The organism is Flavobacterium cupriresistens, from assembly GCF_020911925.1.
Taxonomy (GTDB): Bacteria; Bacteroidota; Bacteroidia; order Flavobacteriales; family Flavobacteriaceae; genus Flavobacterium; species Flavobacterium cupriresistens.
On record NZ_CP087134.1, the window covers coordinates 5,246,196 to 5,266,452 of the forward strand.

The 20,257-nt window shown below is 30.3% G+C and carries 17 protein-coding genes; 10 read left to right on the forward strand and 7 right to left on the reverse strand.

Annotated elements, in window-relative coordinates; translation table 11 throughout:
- Positions 1-50: 50 nt before the first annotated feature.
- A complete protein-coding gene (locus LNP23_RS20840; RefSeq protein WP_230002712.1) occupies positions 51-1,787 on the reverse strand; it encodes a helix-turn-helix domain-containing protein in 1,737 nt (578 codons plus the stop codon).
- Positions 1,788-2,148: 361 nt separating this feature from the next.
- Here LNP23_RS20840 and LNP23_RS20845 point away from each other — a divergent pair, with 361 nt between their 5' ends.
- From LNP23_RS20845 to LNP23_RS20890, 10 genes are all read left to right on the forward strand, one after another.
- Positions 2,149-2,850 (forward strand): hypothetical protein, encoded by a 702-nt coding sequence (locus LNP23_RS20845; RefSeq protein ID WP_230002713.1) that lies wholly within the window; start codon positions 2,149-2,151, stop codon positions 2,848-2,850.
- Positions 2,851-3,174: 324 nt separating this feature from the next.
- Positions 3,175-4,029, forward strand: coding sequence for a helix-turn-helix domain-containing protein (locus LNP23_RS20850; RefSeq protein WP_230002714.1), 855 nt, complete (start codon positions 3,175-3,177; stop codon positions 4,027-4,029).
- Between the two features lie 85 nt (positions 4,030-4,114).
- Positions 4,115-4,960: an RteC domain-containing protein gene (locus LNP23_RS20855; protein WP_230002715.1), complete on the forward strand. Its 846-nt coding sequence runs from the start codon at positions 4,115-4,117 to the stop codon at positions 4,958-4,960.
- Positions 4,961-5,224: 264 nt separating this feature from the next.
- On the forward strand, positions 5,225-5,539 hold the full coding sequence (locus LNP23_RS20860; protein ID WP_230002716.1) for a helix-turn-helix domain-containing protein: 315 nt from the start codon (positions 5,225-5,227) through the stop codon (positions 5,537-5,539).
- A 75-nt stretch (positions 5,540-5,614) separates the two neighbouring features.
- A complete protein-coding gene (locus tag LNP23_RS20865) occupies positions 5,615-7,060 on the forward strand; it encodes a DUF3945 domain-containing protein (RefSeq protein ID WP_230005169.1) in 1,446 nt (481 codons plus the stop codon).
- Between the two features lie 19 nt (positions 7,061-7,079).
- Positions 7,080-9,152, forward strand: a complete 2,073-nt coding sequence (locus LNP23_RS20870; RefSeq protein ID WP_230002717.1) for a type IA DNA topoisomerase — start codon at positions 7,080-7,082, stop codon at positions 9,150-9,152.
- Between the two features lie 322 nt (positions 9,153-9,474).
- Positions 9,475-9,975, forward strand: coding sequence for a DUF6624 domain-containing protein (locus LNP23_RS20875; protein ID WP_230002718.1), 501 nt, complete (start codon positions 9,475-9,477; stop codon positions 9,973-9,975).
- Between the two features lie 45 nt (positions 9,976-10,020).
- On the forward strand, positions 10,021-10,203 hold the full coding sequence (locus LNP23_RS20880) for a hypothetical protein (RefSeq protein ID WP_230002719.1): 183 nt from the start codon (positions 10,021-10,023) through the stop codon (positions 10,201-10,203).
- 118 nt (positions 10,204-10,321) lie between these two features.
- Positions 10,322-11,890 (forward strand): TlpA family protein disulfide reductase, encoded by a 1,569-nt coding sequence (locus LNP23_RS20885; protein ID WP_230002720.1) that lies wholly within the window; start codon positions 10,322-10,324, stop codon positions 11,888-11,890.
- A gap of 7 nt (positions 11,891-11,897) precedes the next feature.
- Positions 11,898-13,475: a vitamin K epoxide reductase family protein gene (locus LNP23_RS20890; RefSeq protein WP_230002721.1), complete on the forward strand. Its 1,578-nt coding sequence runs from the start codon at positions 11,898-11,900 to the stop codon at positions 13,473-13,475.
- A 21-nt stretch (positions 13,476-13,496) separates the two neighbouring features.
- Here LNP23_RS20890 and LNP23_RS20895 read toward each other — a convergent pair whose 3' ends face one another.
- The 6 genes from LNP23_RS20895 to LNP23_RS20920 all read right to left on the reverse strand — a co-directional run bounded on the left by LNP23_RS20895 (position 13,497) and on the right by LNP23_RS20920 (position 20,100).
- On the reverse strand, positions 13,497-14,048 hold the full coding sequence (locus LNP23_RS20895; protein WP_230002722.1) for a hypothetical protein: 552 nt from the start codon (positions 14,046-14,048) through the stop codon (positions 13,497-13,499).
- 84 nt (positions 14,049-14,132) lie between these two features.
- Positions 14,133-14,759 carry a hypothetical protein gene (locus LNP23_RS20900; protein ID WP_230002723.1) on the reverse strand — a complete coding sequence of 209 codons (627 nt, stop codon included), beginning with the start codon at positions 14,757-14,759 and terminating at the stop codon, positions 14,133-14,135.
- Positions 14,760-14,931: 172 nt separating this feature from the next.
- Positions 14,932-15,816 carry a hypothetical protein gene (locus LNP23_RS20905; protein ID WP_230002724.1) on the reverse strand — a complete coding sequence of 295 codons (885 nt, stop codon included), beginning with the start codon at positions 15,814-15,816 and terminating at the stop codon, positions 14,932-14,934.
- 182 nt (positions 15,817-15,998) lie between these two features.
- A complete protein-coding gene (locus LNP23_RS20910; protein ID WP_230002725.1) occupies positions 15,999-17,717 on the reverse strand; it encodes a hypothetical protein in 1,719 nt (572 codons plus the stop codon).
- A gap of 183 nt (positions 17,718-17,900) precedes the next feature.
- Positions 17,901-19,445, reverse strand: a complete 1,545-nt coding sequence (locus LNP23_RS20915) for a coiled-coil domain-containing protein (protein WP_230002726.1) — start codon at positions 19,443-19,445, stop codon at positions 17,901-17,903.
- Between the two features lie 19 nt (positions 19,446-19,464).
- Positions 19,465-20,100: a hypothetical protein gene (locus LNP23_RS20920; RefSeq protein WP_230002727.1), complete on the reverse strand. Its 636-nt coding sequence runs from the start codon at positions 20,098-20,100 to the stop codon at positions 19,465-19,467.
- Between the last annotated feature and the right edge of the window lie 157 nt (positions 20,101-20,257).

Genomic DNA, 20,257 nt, shown 5'->3' on the forward strand with positions numbered 1-20,257 from the left:
GAACTTTTTGACCCTCTAAGTCTAGTTTATAAAACTTGGAAGCAATTTTTCTACATCTGTTTTTTATAATCAACGTAATCATTGTCCCGACACATGGTTTTCAAATCAAAATTAGTCTCGTTCTTTTCATCCAAACCAGTTGTTATTTCCTTTTTAAGTTCTTCAATAAAAAAGGAGGTTGGCATGCCAGTTCTTGCAAAAAAGGCATTAGCAAACCTTTGAGTACTACTAAACCCTACTTCTTCAGCCAAGGCTTTATTGGTATAATTTCGAAGCTTCTTATCTTCTTGGAGCAAAGAAATCAAATAATCAACTTTCAAATCGTTTATATAATTGACCAGTTTTTTACCTCTATAATGGTATATTATTTTTGAAAGATACTTTACATTTGAACCAAATGTAGTAGCCAATTTATTAGAAGTCAAATCCTTTTCAAGGAATTTTTTATCTTTTTCAAATTTCTCCAATTGTTTCAAGAGCTCTATTACAGTTTCCCGATTGATATCTGCAACACCACTTTTGACAGTATTAACATCTACTTTAGGAGCTTTCTTTTTTTCCATTAATTCCTCATATTTTTGCCGGTAAATTCGCTTATTCCTTCTATATCTGTAGAATAAAAAAATTAAGGATGTAAATAAGCACGCAATGACTAAACCAAGAATTAGATCATTATATTTTCTGTTATTGAGAAGGTTCTCTATATGTTTTTTCTCTTGCAATAATTTTTTGGTGTCGTATTCTTTATGAATCCTTTCTGTTAGATATTGATATCGGCTATCTAAAATGTTGTCAAGTATTAATAACTTTCTTATATAATAGAGTTGGCTTTTTAAATTGTCTTTCGACTTGTAGTAACTAATCATCAACTCATAATTCTCGCGAAGATCTGGGCGTACGTAATTTTTGCTATCAATAATTTGAACTACTTTTTCAAAATAGGGTAATGCAATTTCATTTTCATTCAATTGCCAATACGATTTACCAATATAAAAATAACCAATGGCTTCATTAGCAAAATCTTTATTTCTCTTTATAATTGGTAAGGAAGAGTTTATTTTTTTTATAGCATCTCTGTAGTTCTTTTTGGTATATTGATTAATTCCTTCTGAGTGAATAAAATAAGATTCCATCTCTTTGTTACCAAGTCTTCTACCTTCAGCCAATCCTTTTCGATTGGTGTCGGATGACAAACCATAATTTTGAATTTTGTTATAGCATAATCCGAGTGAATGAATTGAGTTAAGATACCCTCGGGCATCTTCATTCTTAAAGTAAATAATACATTCCCGAAATAAGGATACGGCTTCATTATAAAAACCCAAATAATATTTTATAAGACCAATATTATATTTTATCTTATAATTTAAATACTTATCATTTGTTTTAGAGACATATTCATTTGCGACAAGATAATTATCTAAAGCTTGTTGAAGTCTTTTCAAGCTGTAATAAACAATTCCCTTTGTTAAATAAGCTGACCCTATAAGACTATTTTCTTTAGATAGTTTACCATTGTATATCATACTGTCAGCATAAACAAGTTTTAATTTATCAGACGAGTAATGGACATAATTTTTGTATCCATTAATTATTTCTTCAAAATTTTTTTCCTTCTTCGCTTTGAACAAAAATGATTTTAAATACAAGGATTGTTTTATACTATCACTTTCTAACTGTTCAATACGATCAAAAAGATAATCATAATCTTTTAGTTGCAGTGTGTCTGGAATTTTAACGACACCATTTTGTGCAGAAATCTGATTTCCCAAACATAGGAATAACACGAAGAAATGTTTTTTAATCATAGGCTAAGATAAAATGGAACACTATTTATTATTCAAAATATTTTTTACATATAAGTGGGGTAAGCTTTGTAAAAAAGTGCGGAAAATCTAATCAAATATACCATAAACAATTGATATTTAGCTTGTTGTTTAAGAAAAACATGGTATGGATTTTCGGAAAATCCATACCGTTTTTTCGGAAAACCCACAATAGTTGTGTTGTGAGAGTTGATTTTGACTTCTAGTTTTGTCTCGAATTCAAAAGCAAAAAAGTTTAGCAAAGTGCTAAATAAAAATTCTGCTGACCCGGGTAAAATGAATTGGCGAAAAAATGGCCAGTCACATTTTAACAAATCTAATCATGAAAAAATTATCATTATGTAGTATGTTTATTTTTCCTCTTTTATTAATTTCTTGCGCAAACCCTGAAGAATATAAAGAAATTGATTCATTTTCAAAAATGTCAAAATTTAACTCGCTTGATCTTAGACGCGTAGAAGATAAAGTTTTAACTGTGAATGAGGTAGACGACTTACTATCAGTATTTTATGATGAAAGCAATTTTGATGCTACATCCATTGTTACTGTTAATCAGGCAATACAATCCACAGGTATTACGCAACTAACATTAGTCAGCGGTGATTTAAATATCACCAACTCTTCTATCGATGAGATCAGAGAAGTGATAAGTGAATCAAAAGGTACATTTGAATTAAGTATTGAAAATTTATCCATGTCGTTGCCTGCAAAAACTTCACTTCAGAATTTTATTGAAAATGTAATGCAATTTAGTAATGGTAACTATAATAGCATGATCATTTCAATAGAACAATATGAGTCTACAGTTCAAGGAAATACTTCTTATAGTTTAGTCGATAAAGATATGATACTTACAACATCTTTAATTGCAAAGACTTCGCTTTTTTATGAAAGAAAGCGTAAGGATAAGGATTGGGAAATGTCTGTCGGCAATAAGGAAGATGATTTTATTCCTACTGATGATCTTACTTTTAAAATTGTTAGAATGTCTTTATTGGCAGGAACTATAGAAAATAACTTTTAGTAAACTAGCCATGTACTTAACTCCAATAATTGAAAAAAAGATTACAGTTATTTTTTGCTTGCTTCTGATTGTCATCAATCTTACAGCTCTTTATTTCATTATTGACCTGTTCAGTTATGACGAAATGATTAGTTATCTGTCTATAGATAAAGTTAAAAATAATACTACACGTCCATTAGCATTTATGCTTTTGGCAAGTATTCTTACAAATTTGTTATTCGTTAGTATTTCATTGCTCAGTATATTGATGCGTGATGCTTCATGAATCAAAAAAACACAAAATTTCTCTTTAGTTAACATAAATATTATTTAAAAACTGATGTTTTGGTTAGAAAAAATTTAATACATCCGCATTTAGAATTGGAAGTTTTTGTGTTTGAAAAATTTGAATCCAAATCTGCAATGGAGCAGCTTTTTAAAAATAACTGTTTTTCAATAGTTTTTGTCAATTCAGGATATTTAAAGATGCGAGTTAATTATATTGAGCATTGCTTAGGTGTAAACGAGCTTATTGTAATTCCGGTAAGAACTTCTCACGAGATCCTACAGCTTAGTGATGAATTAGAAGTTTCTTTACTTTTTTTTACTTCGGATTTTATTTTTAAGAACACTATAAGAAAGCCTAATATTGGATTTTTTGAAATTTTTATTACGAAATTCCCATCGAAGGTTGTTCTAAAAAATTATGAGACCCTTTTACTTAATGATTTGTTTGCTATAATAGAAAATAGAAAGTACAAAATAAGAGAACATAGATTTTACAATGAAGTTCAACTTTTGAGTTTCAATCTTTTGCTATATGCCGTGGCCGGTATATACAACGAGAACTCGTATGATGTAAAAGCAAAGTATACTAGAAAAGAAAAATTAGTCTTTCGATTTTTCGAGATTTTGGACGGGCAGTGTACAAAACAACATACCGTAAAATACTATGCAGATGCATTATTTATTTCTAAAGGCCATCTTAGCAAAGTAGTCAAACAAGTGACCGATAAAACAATTAAAGAGTTTATTAAAGAAGCAATTATTTTGGAAGCTAAAATTTTGCTTCAAAATGACGACTTGACAATTTTACAGATTATAGAGGAATTACGTTTTAGTAATTCCTCTTCTTTTAGTAATTTTTTTAAAAAATCTACCTCAATGTCGCCATCTGAGTACCGTTTAAAATTTGAATGAAGATTGTATAAATAATGATCAAAAATATTTTTAAAAATGGAAGAAATAAATGAATTAATTATTCGCTTTATTGATTAATATGATAATGCAGTCCACTTACAAAGATGCTCTCTACAGTATACTGAAAAAAGAGCAGGAAATAAGTTTGGAATCCGTGCATGTAATTGATGAGTCCTATCGCATGATTGTTTTTCTTCAAGATTTATTGTCAGGCATGAAAAAAAATGTATTGGATAATAATTTTACAGATGAAAATGAGGAAATTGAATTCTTCAGAATCATCAAACCTCAAATACTTGGAAAGTTGATTTATTACAACAAAATTTATAGAATAGAAACTTCTTGCCCCGTAAACAGTGGAAAGATGTATTATAAATATTTTTCAAGTGAACTACAGCAGCTAAAGAATGAATACAAAGAACATATTTGTAATTCTGATTTTTACCGGTATTACCGCTCAGGGAGGACGGACAGAGATCACGATTTTTTTAAATTAGGAAAAATAAATCTTAATACTGGCTTGAACAGTTTCATCTTTGAAGTCGATACTCAATTTTCTACTTATTACGATTATAAAGTTTCCAGAATCATTGCTGATGAATTGCTTTATAATTATTTAATTATTAAAATCAATCCTGTCGACAAACCTGATGTGATTTTGCAAAATTCCGAATCTACCAAAGACGTTTTTTGGACAGAATCTAAAAACGCACTAATCGAATTGATTTATGCCCTATATGCATCTGGTGCAATTTCTAATGGAAAGGTTGGAATTCGTAAAATCAGTTTGGTTTTTCAGATATTGTTTCGCATTCAATTAGGTGATATTCACCATGCCTTTCACCGCATGAAAGACCGACCTGGTAATCGTACCTTATTTTTAGACCAGCTCAAATCTTCCCTTAAACATTACATGGATAAAGATTTATAGCAATTGAATAGTCATATTGTTTATAAGCAGCACTATAAAGGGCTGCTTTTTTTATACCCATACCTACCCATTGGTATAACATGCAGCAATCTAGTTTCTATCTCAATAAAAAACTAAAAGAGTACTAAACAAGGGATTTGTTGTTTGTGAAAATTTAAAAAACATGTTTTTCAATTGGTACACCTTGGCAGAAAATACTATTAGGAACATCCAATTTTGCATAGATCATTAATCGAAAGGTAGTAATTGATAAAACATATCTATATGAATATTGACAGAATGGAATTTATAGCATGGATGGAGCGTATAATGAATCGCTTTGATCTATTAGGAGAACGCTTTGAGAATGCTCAGAAAAAAAAGGGCTCTATAGATGGGGAAGAATTGTTAGACAATCAGGATCTTTTTATGATGTTAAAGGTCAGCGCTCGCTCATTACAACGTTACCGCTCTTCTGGTAAACTCCCATATTATACTATCAGTGGTAAGTTGTATTACAAATTATCCGACGTGAACCAGTTTATCCGTGAGAGTTTTTCCACGTCAGTAAAAAAAGTGAAGACAATCAAAGACAAATAATGCCTCATTAGGACTCAAGACACTTAGATATATAGTCCTGACTTAATTTCGATACTGTTTTAAATAAATAAAATGATGAGTGAACAAGAAAAAATCAAACAGGAAGCCCCAGAACAATTGACAGATATATTGTTAGTATTAAATAAAGAAAAGATGAAGATTGAGGCTGTAAAAGGAATTGATAAAAATGGTGAGTTAGAAACTGTTCCTGTTAACAAAAAAAATCAAAATCAATTTATGCGAGTTGACAAACAGGGAGATGTGTTTACTAACTTTTTTTCCAATTTCATAAGCCAGTTACAAAATCCGACTCGCTTCAGTTTTTTTAAAGTACCACAACTATTGACTATTGACATAGCTAAAGACATGCAAAAACAACTGGATAACCCTAATGTGGAAGGCGAAAAGCTTATGAAAGAGCATGAAGTTAAAGTAGAACTACCAAAAGAAGATAAAAAAGAAAATATAGATACTATGGAAACAACACAAACAACAACAGAAACAAGTGAATATCGTTTCAAACCAGAACAAATCGATTGGGATACAATGTCAAATTTAGGTTTGAGTAAAGAAAAACTCGAAAAAATGAATTTGCTTGAACCATTGCTCAAAGGTTATAAGACCAATGAGCTAGTACCTATCAGTCTAAATTTAGGAACAGCCATTACTCGCATGGATGCCCGTTTATCACTTCAAACTTCTGAGGATGGAAAAGTAGTTATGGCAATTCACGGCATACGAAAAGAACCACAATTGAATTTTCCGTTTTTTGGACATGAATTCAGCAAAGAAGATAAAGAGAGTCTACTTAAAACTGGTAATATGGGACGTGTGGTTGATCTTACAGTTTTCAAAACAGGTGAGCAAACGCCTTCAATTATTAGTGTAGACAGACTTACTAACGAACTTGTAGCACTACGTGTTGATAAAATAAAAATACCGGATGAAATCAAGGGAGTTAAACTCAATGAAGACCAGAAACAAACATTGATGGATGGTAAACCCCTTTTCATCGAAGGTATGATTTCCAAAAAAGGAGAATCATTTGATGCTACAGTTCAATTCAATGCCGACAAGCGATATATTGAATTTCATTTCGACAGAACCAATACTGTTAGTCAAACACAAAATAATAATCAGCAGCAAAACCATGAAGCTCCGCGCATATTTCGAGGTAAAGAACTTGACGAAAACCAATATCAGCAATTTAAAGAAGGTAAAGTCATTTATGTGGATGGATTGGTAGACAAACAAGGAAAAGAGTACAAAGGTTATGTGACATTTAATGTCAATAATGGTAAAGTTGATTTTTCATTCAGTAATCCAAATAGTGCAAAAATCCAACCAGCTGAAGAACATAAAACTCAGACAGCTGTTAATTCCGAAGGGAAAACTAATGAGGCAACCAAGTATAGTAAAGAGCCATTAAAATCAACACAAAAAGAGCCAGACAGTAAAAAACAACAGGAAGAACAAGAACAATCAGAAGGGCCAGTTAAAAGTAAGGGTAGAAAAATGTAACACTAAAAGATGGTGAGATATGAAAGTAGTAATAGCAGAGAAACCCAGTGTGGCTCGTGAAATTGCATCGATATTAGGTGCAACACAAAAAGAGGATGGCTTCTTAATTGGAAATGGCTATTATGTTACATGGGCTTTAGGGCATTTGGTCGGATTAGCTATGCCAGACGATTATGGAATTTCAGGATTTCAAAAAGAATCCCTACCCATTCTACCTGATCCCTTTTTATTAAAAATACGCAAAGTAAAAAAAGAAAAAGGTTATGTTATCGATATAGGTGCCTCAAAGCAATTAAAAATCATCGAACAAGTCGTAAAGAAATGTGACAGTATTATTGTAGCCACAGACGCCGGTCGTGAAGGAGAATTGATCTTTCGTTATATTTATGAATACTTAAACTGTAAAAAGCCTTTTCTGCGTTTATGGATTAGTTCCTTGACTGAAAAGGCTATAAAACAAGGATTTGAAAATCTAAAATCAGGTAGCGATTTTGATAGCCTCTATCAAGCTGCACAAGCAAGAAGCCGTGCTGACTGGTTGGTAGGCATTAATGCATCGCAGGCGCTTACTATTGCAGCGGGAAGCAGTATTTATACTTTGGGAAGAGTACAAACACCAACATTAGCATTAATCTGTCAACGGTATCTGGAAAACAAAAATTTTGCAATTCAGAGGTACTGGCAACTACAATTGGCTCATCAAAAAGATTTTATTAATTTTAAAAGTCTTTCTAAAAATAAATGGAATGATAAGAAACAAGCTGAAGCGGTTTTAAAATCCATTGAGCGAAGTAAAACAACTATTGTTTCTTCCATAGAAAGCAAAACTATAACCGAGCAACCACCTCTACTCTTTGATCTGACAGGTTTGCAAAAAGAAGCAAATAAAAAACTAAACCTTTCGGCAGATGAAACCCTTTCTATTGCTCAAAGTCTTTATGAAAAAAAGTTCATAACGTATCCAAGAACTGGAAGCAAATATATTCCAGAAGATATTTGGACTGAAATTCCGAACTTAATAAGAATATTGAAAACGAATGCTTCTTATAAAGAAATTATATCTACAATAAAATTAGGACGGTTGAACAAACGTATTGTCAATGACCTAAAAGTAACGGATCATTATGGATTACTTATCACCGATAAAATACCGTCAGCATTATCCGCAAAAGAAAATGCTATCTACAATATGATTGCATTACGTTTATTAGAATCGGTTTCCGAAGCTAGCGTGAAAGAAATAACAGATATAACAATACAGGTTTTACATTATGATTTCTCCGTTAAAGGTTTTAAAGTTTTGCAAACTGGATGGCGAAACATTAAAGGTAGTTTTTTAAATGAGGACAGTGAATATCTTCAGGATCTGCCCGAACTAAAAATTGGAGATGAACTGAAAATTAAAGATGTAACTGTTTTAGAAAAGAAAACTAATCCGCCAGTTTTATATACAGAAGCAGGACTTCTATCAGCTATGGAATCAGCTGGAAAGAAAATTGAAAGCGAAGAAGAAAAAAAGGCTATAATAAGTATTGGCATAGGTACACCAGCAACTAGAGCATCAATTATAGAGATCCTTTTTGCCAGAGATTATATTCAAAGAAAGAATAAATCCCTTATACCAACAGAAAAGGGATTACAGGTTTATGAGCTGGTCAAGGATAAAATGATTGCCAATGTTGCTATGACTGGTCAATGGGAAGTGGCTTTGCAAAAAATAGAAAATAATCAAGAGCAAGCCGGAACGTTCCAAAAAAAAATTGAGGATTATGTAGTTTCAATAACTCAAGAACTTCTTAATACTTCCATAGCAATTGAAAATTTACCCGCTCTTATTTGTCCTAAATGTAGAAGTCATCAATTGCTCATCAAAGATATCCTTGTCAAATGCCCTGATGAAACTTGCAAATGGGTTCAATTCCGCAATGTTTGTGGAGTTCAGTTGAGTATAGATGATGTAGCTAATTTAATCAATAAAGGAAAAACCTCTCTTATCAAAGGAATGGAGAGTAAGTCTGGAAAGAAATTCAATGCTTATATCGTGCTTACTACGGATGGAAAAACTGTTTTTGAGTTTGAAAGAAACAAATAGTCTCTCGGATCTATTAGAATTTTGTCCATTGATTAGAACTAAATATACTTTACACAAGCTCATAGAAATGTAAATAAATACTTAATTAAAAATTAACAATTTATGAGGAAAAACCATACCGACTATTAAGGAATTATCTAGAATATTGCATTCTATTTTAGTAAGAAATATACATGTAAAAAAACTAAGAAATTAGAGCCAATAAAGAGGTGTGATATCTAAAAAATCATCGAATATGAAAAACATTTTTACGATAATTTATTTTGTTTTTACATTTTTATTGTTCACTTCATGCAAGACTTCACGCCCATATACTGAAGACATGAAAATTGAATTAAAAAGAATGTTCGATAAGGATCAAGAGCTATTAACTTTTGACGAGAAAAGATATAATGATAAAAAATATATGGATTCTATGAATGTTGAAGGAGAAAAAGTGATCAGAAAAAATTGTGAGGTTGCTAAGAAATATTTTAAAAAATATTCTTTTCCAGGTTTAAAAGAAAATGGCAAGGAAGCCGCAATGAATTTCTGGCTAATTGTTCAGCATTCAGACCATGATGTCGTTTTTCAGGAGAAAGTTTTAAAAGCCATGAAAAAGGAATATAAGAATAAGAATATAAGCCCTAGAAATTATGCTTATTTATATGATAGGGTAGCAAAAAATAAAGGAGATAAACAATTGTATGCCACACAAATTGATTGGAGCAGTGGAAAGCCTTTACCACTCCCATTAAAATATCCTGAAAAGGTGGAAGAATTAAGAAAAGAAAAAGGGTTAGAGCCATTAAAAGAATATCTAGACTCGTTTTTAAATAAATAATTAACAAGGGTTGTTAATTTACTAATCATCAAAAAAAACAAAAAGATGAAAAAATTAAATGCATTAAACCTAGGAAAAGGTTTAAACAGAGAAGAAATGAGAGCTATTTCGGGAGGAATTGATTTTGAAAGTGGTGGTTATTGTACCTGCGGTACAAAGCCAGCTGTACTTACACGTTGTGGCTGCGTTGCTTTCTGTAATGATAGCTGTAAAGACAAAGTTGACTAAGAGTTTATTAATTGGAGCTGAAAGTATCAGCTCCAATTTTTAATCCGTTTAAAAAAACAATAAAGGTTCTCAAATAGAATTTGATAGTTATTAATTATATTTAAGTAAAAAATAAAGCATGAAAAATATTTTATTATTAGTTCTATTTTTATCAGCTCATTTATGTTGTTCGCAATCTAAACAGGTTACTATTATTGGCAATATGCCACAACAATATGGAGGCGAATATCTAAGTTTTTCTAAGCCTATAGGAAAATATACCACAGAATCATCTTATATTAATAGTAAAGATAATGCAGTAATTATAAACGATAAATTCATAAAAACTTTAGATATTGCAGTACCAGGGATTATTTATGTTTATGAAAAACCTTTCAATGGAATTATTAGTACTCGTTTTTTTGCAGAACCAGGAGACACTATAATCTTAGAAAGACAAAATGGAGAAATTATTTTTAAAGGAAAGAATGCAATCGTAAATAAAATGTATAGTGATGTCAAATTAGGGCACGTAGCATTTAATGATGAAGTCTATGATATTTTTAAAAATACTAATGATGCAGATAAAATACTATCGAAAATAAATAATAAAGAAAAAATATATTTACAGCATTACAATGAACTTTTCTTAAAAAAACAAATTTCAAAATCTTGTTTAGAATATACTAAAGTATTAATGGAACAGTCTATAGATGGTCTAGCACTGGGTATTGCAAGGGATGAAGAATTTAGAAAAGAGCAAAAGATGCTAATTACAAAAGAAGGAGCCAATAAAATTGTTGATTATATTGTTTTAAAATATATCCCCTATAAAGAAGAAAACTTGAGATCACTTTTCTTTTTGGGTCTAATGAAAAAAAGCGCTTCCTATTTAGAAAAACAATCTTTAAAAGAAAATAAAAAAATTACCAGATTTTGGAACCAATTTGACACTATATTTAAATCTGAAACAAAAAACTTAGGAGTTATTGATTATTTAGAATCAGATGATTATAAAGAAACTGCAATAGGACAATATTTTCTTAGCTTAATAAAAAACTATGACAACGAGAAATCAATAAAATATAAAGATTTAATTATGGTTTATAAAGCTTTTGTTGAAAAATTTCCGAATAGTCCTTACATTATACCACTTTCTGAAAGCATCATGAACGCCGCTTTAGATAATTTAAGTACTAGTGCAACCAATGTTGCAAAATCAGAACCAAACACAGCATTAGGAAATCTTGCCATCTATGGCACAACATTAGAAACAGTGGGTACAGCACCTTTTGCGCAACCCAATCAATCATTAGCTGATGTCCTTGCTGAAAAATTCCCTACCCAAGATTTGTTTGTTGATTTATGGGCTACTTGGTGTGGGCCTTGTCTTATGCAATTCCCATACAATAAAGATTTGCATTCTTTTTTGGAAACCAAGAATATAAAAACACTATACGTTTCACAAGATAAAGAAGAAGATATAACAAAATGGCAAAAATACATACAGGACTATAATCTTACTGGTTACCATTTTTTAGCAGATAAAGCCTATGTGGAAAAGTTCATCAATCCGTTAACCGCGTATATTCCAAGGTATTTTATATATGATTCCAAAACTAAAAAACTTAAGCCATTAGAAGGCTACCCAAAAGAAAAAGAAAAATTTTATACTCAAATAGCCAAAGCTTTACCAACAAAACAATAACAAATAAATGTCCGAAAATTTCTCCTTTCTTTTTCATTATTTGAAAAAGGAAAACATAACTATAGATGAAAGAGAATTTACTTTTCAAGTTCAATCACATTCTGATTATCCTTCTTTACTAGCAGTAAGCGACACTTTAAGTTTTTTTAATATCAACAATCTGGCAACTAGAATAGAAAATGAAGATTTAGAACATTTGCCTGATAATTTTACAGCTTTGATTAGTGATGAAAATAAAAATCCCTTTTTAGCATTTGTAGAACGTAACCAAAGTGATTTTCGATATACTCAAGATGCAAAGTCTGTGCAAATTAGTAAAGGAGCATTTTCAGAACGGTTTCAAAACATTGTTTTATTAGCTGAAAAAGAAGAAAACGAATTAAAAATAAACAATAGTAAAAAAGTATTGATTTTTGGTTCAATTCTTTTAGGGATTGTTTATTTTTCATCAATTTTTATAACAGGTTTTTCATTACTCCAACTTTTGATTGTTCTTTTTGCGTCCATGGGAGTTTATTTGTCTATTGAGGCAATTTCTCATGAATTTGGTATAAAAACTAAATTTTCGGAAGCGGTTTGCACCATTACTACTAGTGCTGATTGCGGTGAAGTCATTAATTCTAAAAAATCCAAATACTTTGAATGGATTAGCTTTAGCGACTTTAGTATTGCTTTTTTTGGTTCTCAATTATTAGCGTTGCTTTTCTTTACGATTTCCAACCAATTAGAAAGTTTTTATGCTATAACCACCCTGCTGTTGTTATCAGCAGTTCCAATTACTATTCTGTCTATTTATCAGCAGTGGTTTGTAGTCAAAAAATGGTGTCCAATCTGTATGACAATAATAGTCTTGATTTATGCAGAATTAATAAGCCTTTTGGTGTTTAATTCATTTCATTTAATTGTGAATTTACTAGTCGTAAATTATTTTGCCTTGTCGTTAATAGCTTCTTATTTATTGACTGTTTATATCAAACAGATTATAAAAAAGAACTTTGAATTGGAAGATAATGTAACTGAAGGTAATCGATTTAAAAGAAAATATTCATTGTTCAAAATGGCATTATTAGATTCAAGAACTATAGAAAGTAAAGACAATACTTCAAATAGCATAGTACTTGGAAATCCCGAAGCCAGACTAAAAATAACAGTAGTTTCGAGTCCCTTTTGTGGTCATTGCAAAAATGCTCATGAAATTATTGATGAAATTTTAAAGAGATATAATGATAAAGTTTCAATTACTATTCAATTCAATTATAATCCTAAGTTTTCAGATGAAAAAAGTTTAATTGTACATCAAAAATTAATTCGTCTTTTTTTAGAAAAAGGTCAAGATGCTTTTGTAAAAGCGTTACATATTTGGTTTGAAGAAAAAAACATAGATAAATTAGATTCTCCAGATACGTCAGTTTGTAGCGATTTAAAAATAGATGAATTACTTCATGAACAATTTCAATGGAACCAAGAGAATAAATTAACGTTTACACCTGCAATAATAATAAATGGCTACCTTTTTCCAAAGCAATATGATAGGAATGATTTAATCTACTTTATTAATGATTTGGAAGATGATGATGAATTTTAAAATTCGATATTTTAAAGATCTTTATTTTTGGATCATTAGGAATCCTATAAATGCAATTAAAAACATTGAAATTATTAGATATAACTTTGATAAATAGAAAGCATTCATTCTTTCATCATTTACTTTTCGATTATTTGTAGAACAGTCTATGTAATGTTTAATTAAATGCTTATCAAATTCAATTTTAATATTTCTGAATGTTTTCTTCTTTACTTTATTGCATTTGTTTTTACAATCTATTGCTATCTGTGTTTCTATTTTTTGTAAATCACTAGAAATGGGTAAATATTTATATTTGGAAAAACCATTTAGATACATCTTTATTAAGAAGATGATAGATGCAGTTACAATTCCTGCCAAGACTGCAAAAAGCACCCCAATTGCAGCTTGGATATATACGTTAGTAGATTGATGATGATTGTAATTCTTCTGAAATAAAAATAGTGCTACACCAATTAAAACAATAATTAAATTTGTAGTGAGATTTGCATGCGAATCAATTTCATTTTTTGCTTTAAGCTCATCTGTGTGAATTTGTTTGTATAATTCAATGTTAATTAAGGTTTCTTCCATTTTTTGTATTTAATTTTAATAAAATCAAATATAGTATTTGAAAAGCTAAATACTCAGATCTTTTGCGACGCTTCTTAATTGATGTTACTTTGCATTATTTATTAACATTAAATTTATTTGTTCAGGTGTAAAAATGTCAAGAAGTGCTTTATGGAGTCTATCTCCGGATTTTTGAATTTTTGGTATTAAACATTCTATTATGAACAAGACTAATTCTTTTATTTCTAGTAAAGTTTGTACTGGAAATGTAGCTTGTTTGTAGCGTTTAAATCTGATTTGATTTTGTTCACCTTCTGGATTTTTATCCATAAGCATAAACGAAATGGCTATTTCATTTTCTGTATCACCTCTGTGTGCAATAAAATGATGTCTCATCTTCATTAACTCATTATGAGTTTTTAAATGCTTGGGTTGCTCCTTGAACAAATCTTTCGCTTCTAATTTTGCAGACTTATAATGGCTCGCATCTGTATAGCATTTGCCGTATAAAGTTATAATACCATATGTTAAGGAGGACTTTAGGATAGTAGAATGTCCCTTAAATGTCAATTCTTCAATATATTGAAGCAAAATATCTAAATCTTGTTTCATTGCACAATATGCTATAAAATTTCTTGAAAGAAATCCTGGAATAGCGTACATAAAATATTTCTCTGAATATTCTTCTTGTACATTTAGAATAAGTTCTTTTAAACGTTTATCTCTCGTCATAATATCTGTTCTAATCCCAACTAAAGTTCTGAGACTTTGCTAACTGGTGCCTAAGTGAACTAATGGTTTCTGCTAAAATAAGATTTTCTGCAGGAAAATAGACAATCGCCTTAAGCAAACCAGCTATTGCACGAATCAGTTGTGCAATAGGTATTGTGGTTAAACCCATTTTTTAGTCTATTCCAAGTCTTTTATGTATATCATGCCATTCTTTTCCAAATTGAATACTTTCTAATGCGGCTTTTCGTTGTTCTTCAGGTAAACATTCAATGCAGGTCAGATATTGAAGCCCTTTATAATGTTGTTTACATTTTGGACATAATTCCATTTTTTTAATATCAAAATGATATGCACATTTTTTACAAGCAGTTATTGAATCTTCAAATGAAAGATATTTAATACAATCATTTAGATGAAGTAAAAATGCCTCTTTCTCAATCGTTTCAGAATCTTTATTTTTTACACGTTCTCTTTGCTGCCAATACTTAACACTTGATAGATTATGCTCATTTCTCCATTTATCTTTTGAAACAAAACACTTATCTCGAACCTCGTATGCCTCGTCATTTTCAAAAAAAATAGAAATGAGTTCATCTACCGATTTATAAATTGCTTTGTCAAATTCGTGCTTACAATCTGCACAGCGATATTTTGGGATTTTCCTCACTCTTTCGCTTGGATTTTTGCCTTTACAGTTTGGACATAATGGAACGGGCAGATAATCATATTTTCTTAATAAATAATTAATAAATTCAGATTTATTAATTTCTGCATTAGTGTCTATGTAATCTTTAGTATACTCTCTTGTTATTTCTCTAAGATAGTCGGAGTATTTTCTTGGATGAGAAAAATGCTGTATCGTTAATATCTCTCTACTACTGCATATTTCACATTTTTCCTTAATAAATTTAGACCTTCTTTCTTTCCAATCTTTTGTATTCCAAGATCGTTGTCCTTCTTTCGAATCATTCCAATATTGTACTTTTGCGAGTTCTAATCCAATTTCGCCCCTCGTTAGCTTGTTTCTTAGTTCTATGAGTTCGTTATATGTCAACATATTAATTCTTGACTATTCGTTTATACGATTGTGAGTGGAACTTGATGTTAACGTTTCGCTACTTTGCGTCTGTTGCGAGTTTCGTAACTGTTTATTCTTCGCTAAGATAAGATTTCTTGCGAAAGAAAAACGTCCGGCTTGCAAAAGATTCGCTATAGAACAACGGCTGTTGTATGCTGGCCTTAATTGAATACTGCAGATTCAAGTTTTGGAAAACATTTAAATGTCGGTAAGTTATGTGGAATTATTTTATTGTCATCGAAGAAAATATTAGGGAATTTAATTTCATATTTATCGATCTTTAATGTTTCATATTCAATCCTCCAATTTGATGTGGCAATTAATTCCTTTTGCTTGGTCGAAATTTCATCTTCAAAGTTTGAAAATTCAAAATCTTTGTTTTTTAATTTATCACACAAAACTTTTGAAATTAATGAATAGTTGAGGATTTTATATTTGTCATTAATTTCCCAAGCTTGATCAGAACCTGCACAAGATCTTACTACGATTAAATTTATAAATTTTATATCATCAATATCTATATCGTATTCTTTGTTTACTATATCTTTTTTCTCCTGGTGACTTAAAGATTCAAAAATATTAATTTGTTTAAAGGCTTCAAGTGTTCGATCTTGAACTCTAGCAACACTTCGTGTGCTATCTGGTGCAATTGTTGTTTTTACTTGAATTGTGATGCATATGTTTTCTTTTTTAGAAAGTAATAACATATCTATTTCACTTTTGGTATACGTAACATTTTTTCTTATTTCTAAATCATTAAATTCTGAAAATAAGTATTCTAATTGATTGATTAAAGTAGGTTCAAGATGTTGTGAAATTTCATCATTAAATAATTTTTTGTTTTTCTGATTTATCGAATAAAGAATGTTATTAAAGTTTACTAAATACCTTAAGGCATGTGGAGAGAATATTATAGATTTTTCTATTAATGTTATTGGTGGCAAGTAACCTTCACCACAAGAAGAATTTTCTATTAATTGAATACCAGTTTCATTTGAATAAATGTCAATAAAATATGATAAAATAACATCAAATTTATCCTTATTTAACCCAGAAGTACCTAAAAACCAACCTAAAGCTTGATATTTCAAACAGCATACCGACCATTCCATGTATTCTGACATTAGTTTGTCATTTTCTTCTGGTGAATATTGTTCCTCGTTTATTTGCTCTTTATAACTTCTTGCTAAAATTATGAAATAGTCAGAATAAGCTTTTAAAGCGGAAGAAAATAAAATGAAATCACTATGATTAAAACCTAATTTGGATTCTATTATTTCATCAGGTAAAACCTGTATATTCATAAAGAACTTTTTATGGTGTTCAAATAGTTTATTTATTAGTTGAAAATCAGAACCGTTGAAATTGTATTCTCTTTCTTTTGCTTTTTTATCAGTATGTAATTTGATATTATCTAGTTCTTTTGAGGAAAATGATATTTGAAGAGATATTGTACTGTATAGTTTATCAATAAGTTCTGAATTTTTGATATTTTCATTTGCAAAATCTAATTCAAAACAAAATTCTGAAACTTGGTTTACACTCAATACGTTTCTGTGAATTTGAGGCATTAATAACGAAAAGTGAGCGTATGCAATTAAAAAATTTATGTCGTCAAGAAATTTTTTGTTTCCAGTTTTTAAAATTGAGGTTGTTGTGGATTCAATTTCAATATCTTGAGCTAACTTTTTAATTGTTGGATATATGAGAGAAATTCTACTAAGATAATCCATAGCAGTATCTTTGTCTCCATTATAATCAATTTTTTCAGTCATCAATAGTAGAGTTGAATATATATCCTGAAATGATAATTTCCAGATTGATAATTCTTCTAAAAGTGTGTCAATTTGCTTTTCAATTTCGACTAAGTTTTCTTTCATAATGTTGAGTTAGGCTTGCATACAACGTCCTGGCGCTACAAGAGGTTTGGGATTAAAGATGCGAGTTTTTTCCATTATGAACAAATTTTCCAAGTACAAAACCATCTTTAAATTCAGCCAAATGCCCAAATCTCTTGTAACGGCTGTTGTGCGTTCGTGCTTTGTATATTCTCTTATTTTCACCTATTTGGTTATTAACTCAAACCAAAAAACATTACTATTCCCTCTTACAGCTTCTTTATCAACTTCGTCCAAGCTAATTAAAAAGCTTTTATATGCTGCCATATATGAAGCCGAAGATTTATCAGGACAATATGTGTTGAAAACATTATAACTATAAGGTTTTGCCATAGTTGTTAGTTTGTTGACGCAAGGAAATACTTGATTCCAATAAGTTATAACTTTGAATCTTACTTCATTCCATATTGGACAGCTAATTTTTTGTCCAGCAATTACCATTCTGTTGCTTTCTGAGATTACTTGGTCAGCATAAAGTTGGTTTTGCCTTTTATAGAACTCAGCCTTTTCTGAATATAATTTTCTTGCATTCACCAGTTCATTTGTTGATTTTGTCACTGACTGATTGGCTTCTAATTTCTTTTGGTCATAAATTGGTTTAATCTTTGCGATTTCTACTTCTTGTTGTTTGGGTAAATTAATACTTAATTGAAATACTTCATCCTTTAACTTTTTACACTCATTTTCTAATGATGTAATTTTGCTTTTAACGTTTGTGTTGTAATCAAGTATGTTCTTTTCAAGAGTGGAAATCTGTAGAACAATTTGATTTAAGCTGGCTGTAAGTTCTGCTTTAGCATTATCGGGAATATTCAGCCGCATTAACTCTTTTTCAGTTTCATTTTTTTGTGTTCTTAACTTATTTAAATTAGATTCTAATGGAGATAAATAATTGGTTTGCTCAATCTGAATTTCTTTAATTTGCTGTTGATTAATTGCTATTTTAGCATTTTTCTCATTTTGTGTTTCTAAATTTTCTTTTTTTACTCGCTCTTTTATTATCTCACGTTCTTTTTTAAACTCCTGTTCGTATCGAATTACTCTTGCTTTATAAATAGTTATTTTGTCGTCAGCTATAAGAATAGTAGTAGTATAACTCATCAAATCACTTACCCAATTATCGTGTTTGGTTTTAGCTTCTGCAAGCACTGCTGTTTCATAATTTTTGCTATGTCCCGTTATTTCTATACATAATCTATCATTTTGATTTTCTAGATTACTAATTTCATTTCGTTTTTTAATAACAGCATTATCACCTTTTTCCAAATTTTGAATTTGTACTTTTTTCAGAGCAATCTTTTCAGTGAACATTTTTCTTGTTGCTTCCAGTTCTGCTGTTGTAGCAGGTATTGCATAACCTTTTACTTCCCCTAAATGTTGTTCAAAGCTTTTACCTTCTTTTTCAAATTCCGATTTGTATTTGCCACATTGACTACATTTAGCACCCACCTTCATATCGGCTATCAAATCATCTCTTTCTTTGTAAAGAGCAGATAATTCGTCTTTTAGCCTCTGGACCTTGTCCTTGCGTAGGGCATCAAGACCTAACAGCTCTTCTTTATATTGAGCTATTTTTATTTTATTGTTTTCGTATGATAATACTTTTGATTCAATACTTGTTACATCTCTAATACCTACAGTTTGAGCATATGTATTTACAGAAGACATTACCGCTATCAACAGACAATATATATAAGACTGTTTTATCATTTTATGTGTAATGTTTTAATTATTCTCCAAATGGATCATCTTCGGCTGAACATAAATCGCGCAGGTGTTCAAAAGCTTTTTTCAGTTTATTGAAATTGGTGGTATCGCTTCCTAAAAATAATAACTCTATAGAATCTGTGGACTCTACTTTATCATCTTTATTATCATCTATTTCATAATAAGTAGAATATGTATAATTCCCACCACCATCGCCGTAACCGAAACCCGCCCATGTCTTTTTTTGCCTAGAAGCATAATATTCATTCCAGTAGCTATATGTTCCGGATTTGCTTTTGAGTTTTATGGTTAACCATTTTAATGAACCAGATGCAGGAGATGTTTCTGTAACACTACTTATAAGCCTTGGGTCAAAAGTATATACACCTAGGTTACTCTTATAACTGGAATAAGTGGTAGTATAATTTCCTAAATCTTCACTACTATTTTTAGTTTTTCTAGTAATGGTAATTTTGCATTCGGATATACTAATCTTTATATTCTTCAATTCACGATCTCCCATTTTATGACCAATCCCTTCATTTAATTTTTTCTGGATATAGTTAACCGTTTCCTCTTTTGTCAATGTTGCCTTGTCTTGTGCATATGAAGATAAGGAGTACAAACCTAAAAGGCATATAAGTAATAATTTTCTCATTTTTTTTAAGTTTTATTTTGCTTACTCTATTCAGTTTTCAGCTTCCCTGATTTATCAAAATTTTTTTTACTGTCAGTTTCAAATCTGTTCTGTCTTCGACTCTGCGATTGCATGACGCACAACTCTCAAATATACGCAACTCGCACAACAAGACTAT

Coding starts and splice junctions, on each gene's coding strand:
- LNP23_RS20875 (WP_230002718.1), top strand. CDS start 9,475: ATGAAAATTGAATTAAAAAGAATGTTCGATAAGGATCAAGAGCTATTA.
- LNP23_RS20870 (WP_230002717.1), top strand. CDS start 7,080: ATGAAAGTAGTAATAGCAGAGAAACCCAGTGTGGCTCGTGAAATTGCA.
- LNP23_RS20880 (WP_230002719.1), top strand. CDS start 10,021: ATGAAAAAATTAAATGCATTAAACCTAGGAAAAGGTTTAAACAGAGAA.
- LNP23_RS20855 (WP_230002715.1), top strand. CDS start 4,115: ATGCAGTCCACTTACAAAGATGCTCTCTACAGTATACTGAAAAAAGAG.
- LNP23_RS20910 (WP_230002725.1), bottom strand. CDS start 17,717: ATGAAAGAAAACTTAGTCGAAATTGAAAAGCAAATTGACACACTTTTA.
- LNP23_RS20895 (WP_230002722.1), bottom strand. CDS start 14,048: ATGGAAGAAACCTTAATTAACATTGAATTATACAAACAAATTCACACA.
- LNP23_RS20905 (WP_230002724.1), bottom strand. CDS start 15,816: ATGTTGACATATAACGAACTCATAGAACTAAGAAACAAGCTAACGAGG.
- LNP23_RS20860 (WP_230002716.1), top strand. CDS start 5,225: ATGAATATTGACAGAATGGAATTTATAGCATGGATGGAGCGTATAATG.
- LNP23_RS20885 (WP_230002720.1), top strand. CDS start 10,322: ATGAAAAATATTTTATTATTAGTTCTATTTTTATCAGCTCATTTATGT.
- LNP23_RS20900 (WP_230002723.1), bottom strand. CDS start 14,759: ATGACGAGAGATAAACGTTTAAAAGAACTTATTCTAAATGTACAAGAA.
- LNP23_RS20845 (WP_230002713.1), top strand. CDS start 2,149: ATGAAAAAATTATCATTATGTAGTATGTTTATTTTTCCTCTTTTATTA.
- LNP23_RS20890 (WP_230002721.1), top strand. CDS start 11,898: ATGTCCGAAAATTTCTCCTTTCTTTTTCATTATTTGAAAAAGGAAAAC.
- LNP23_RS20865 (WP_230005169.1), top strand. CDS start 5,615: ATGAGTGAACAAGAAAAAATCAAACAGGAAGCCCCAGAACAATTGACA.
- LNP23_RS20915 (WP_230002726.1), bottom strand. CDS start 19,445: ATGATAAAACAGTCTTATATATATTGTCTGTTGATAGCGGTAATGTCT.
- LNP23_RS20920 (WP_230002727.1), bottom strand. CDS start 20,100: ATGAGAAAATTATTACTTATATGCCTTTTAGGTTTGTACTCCTTATCT.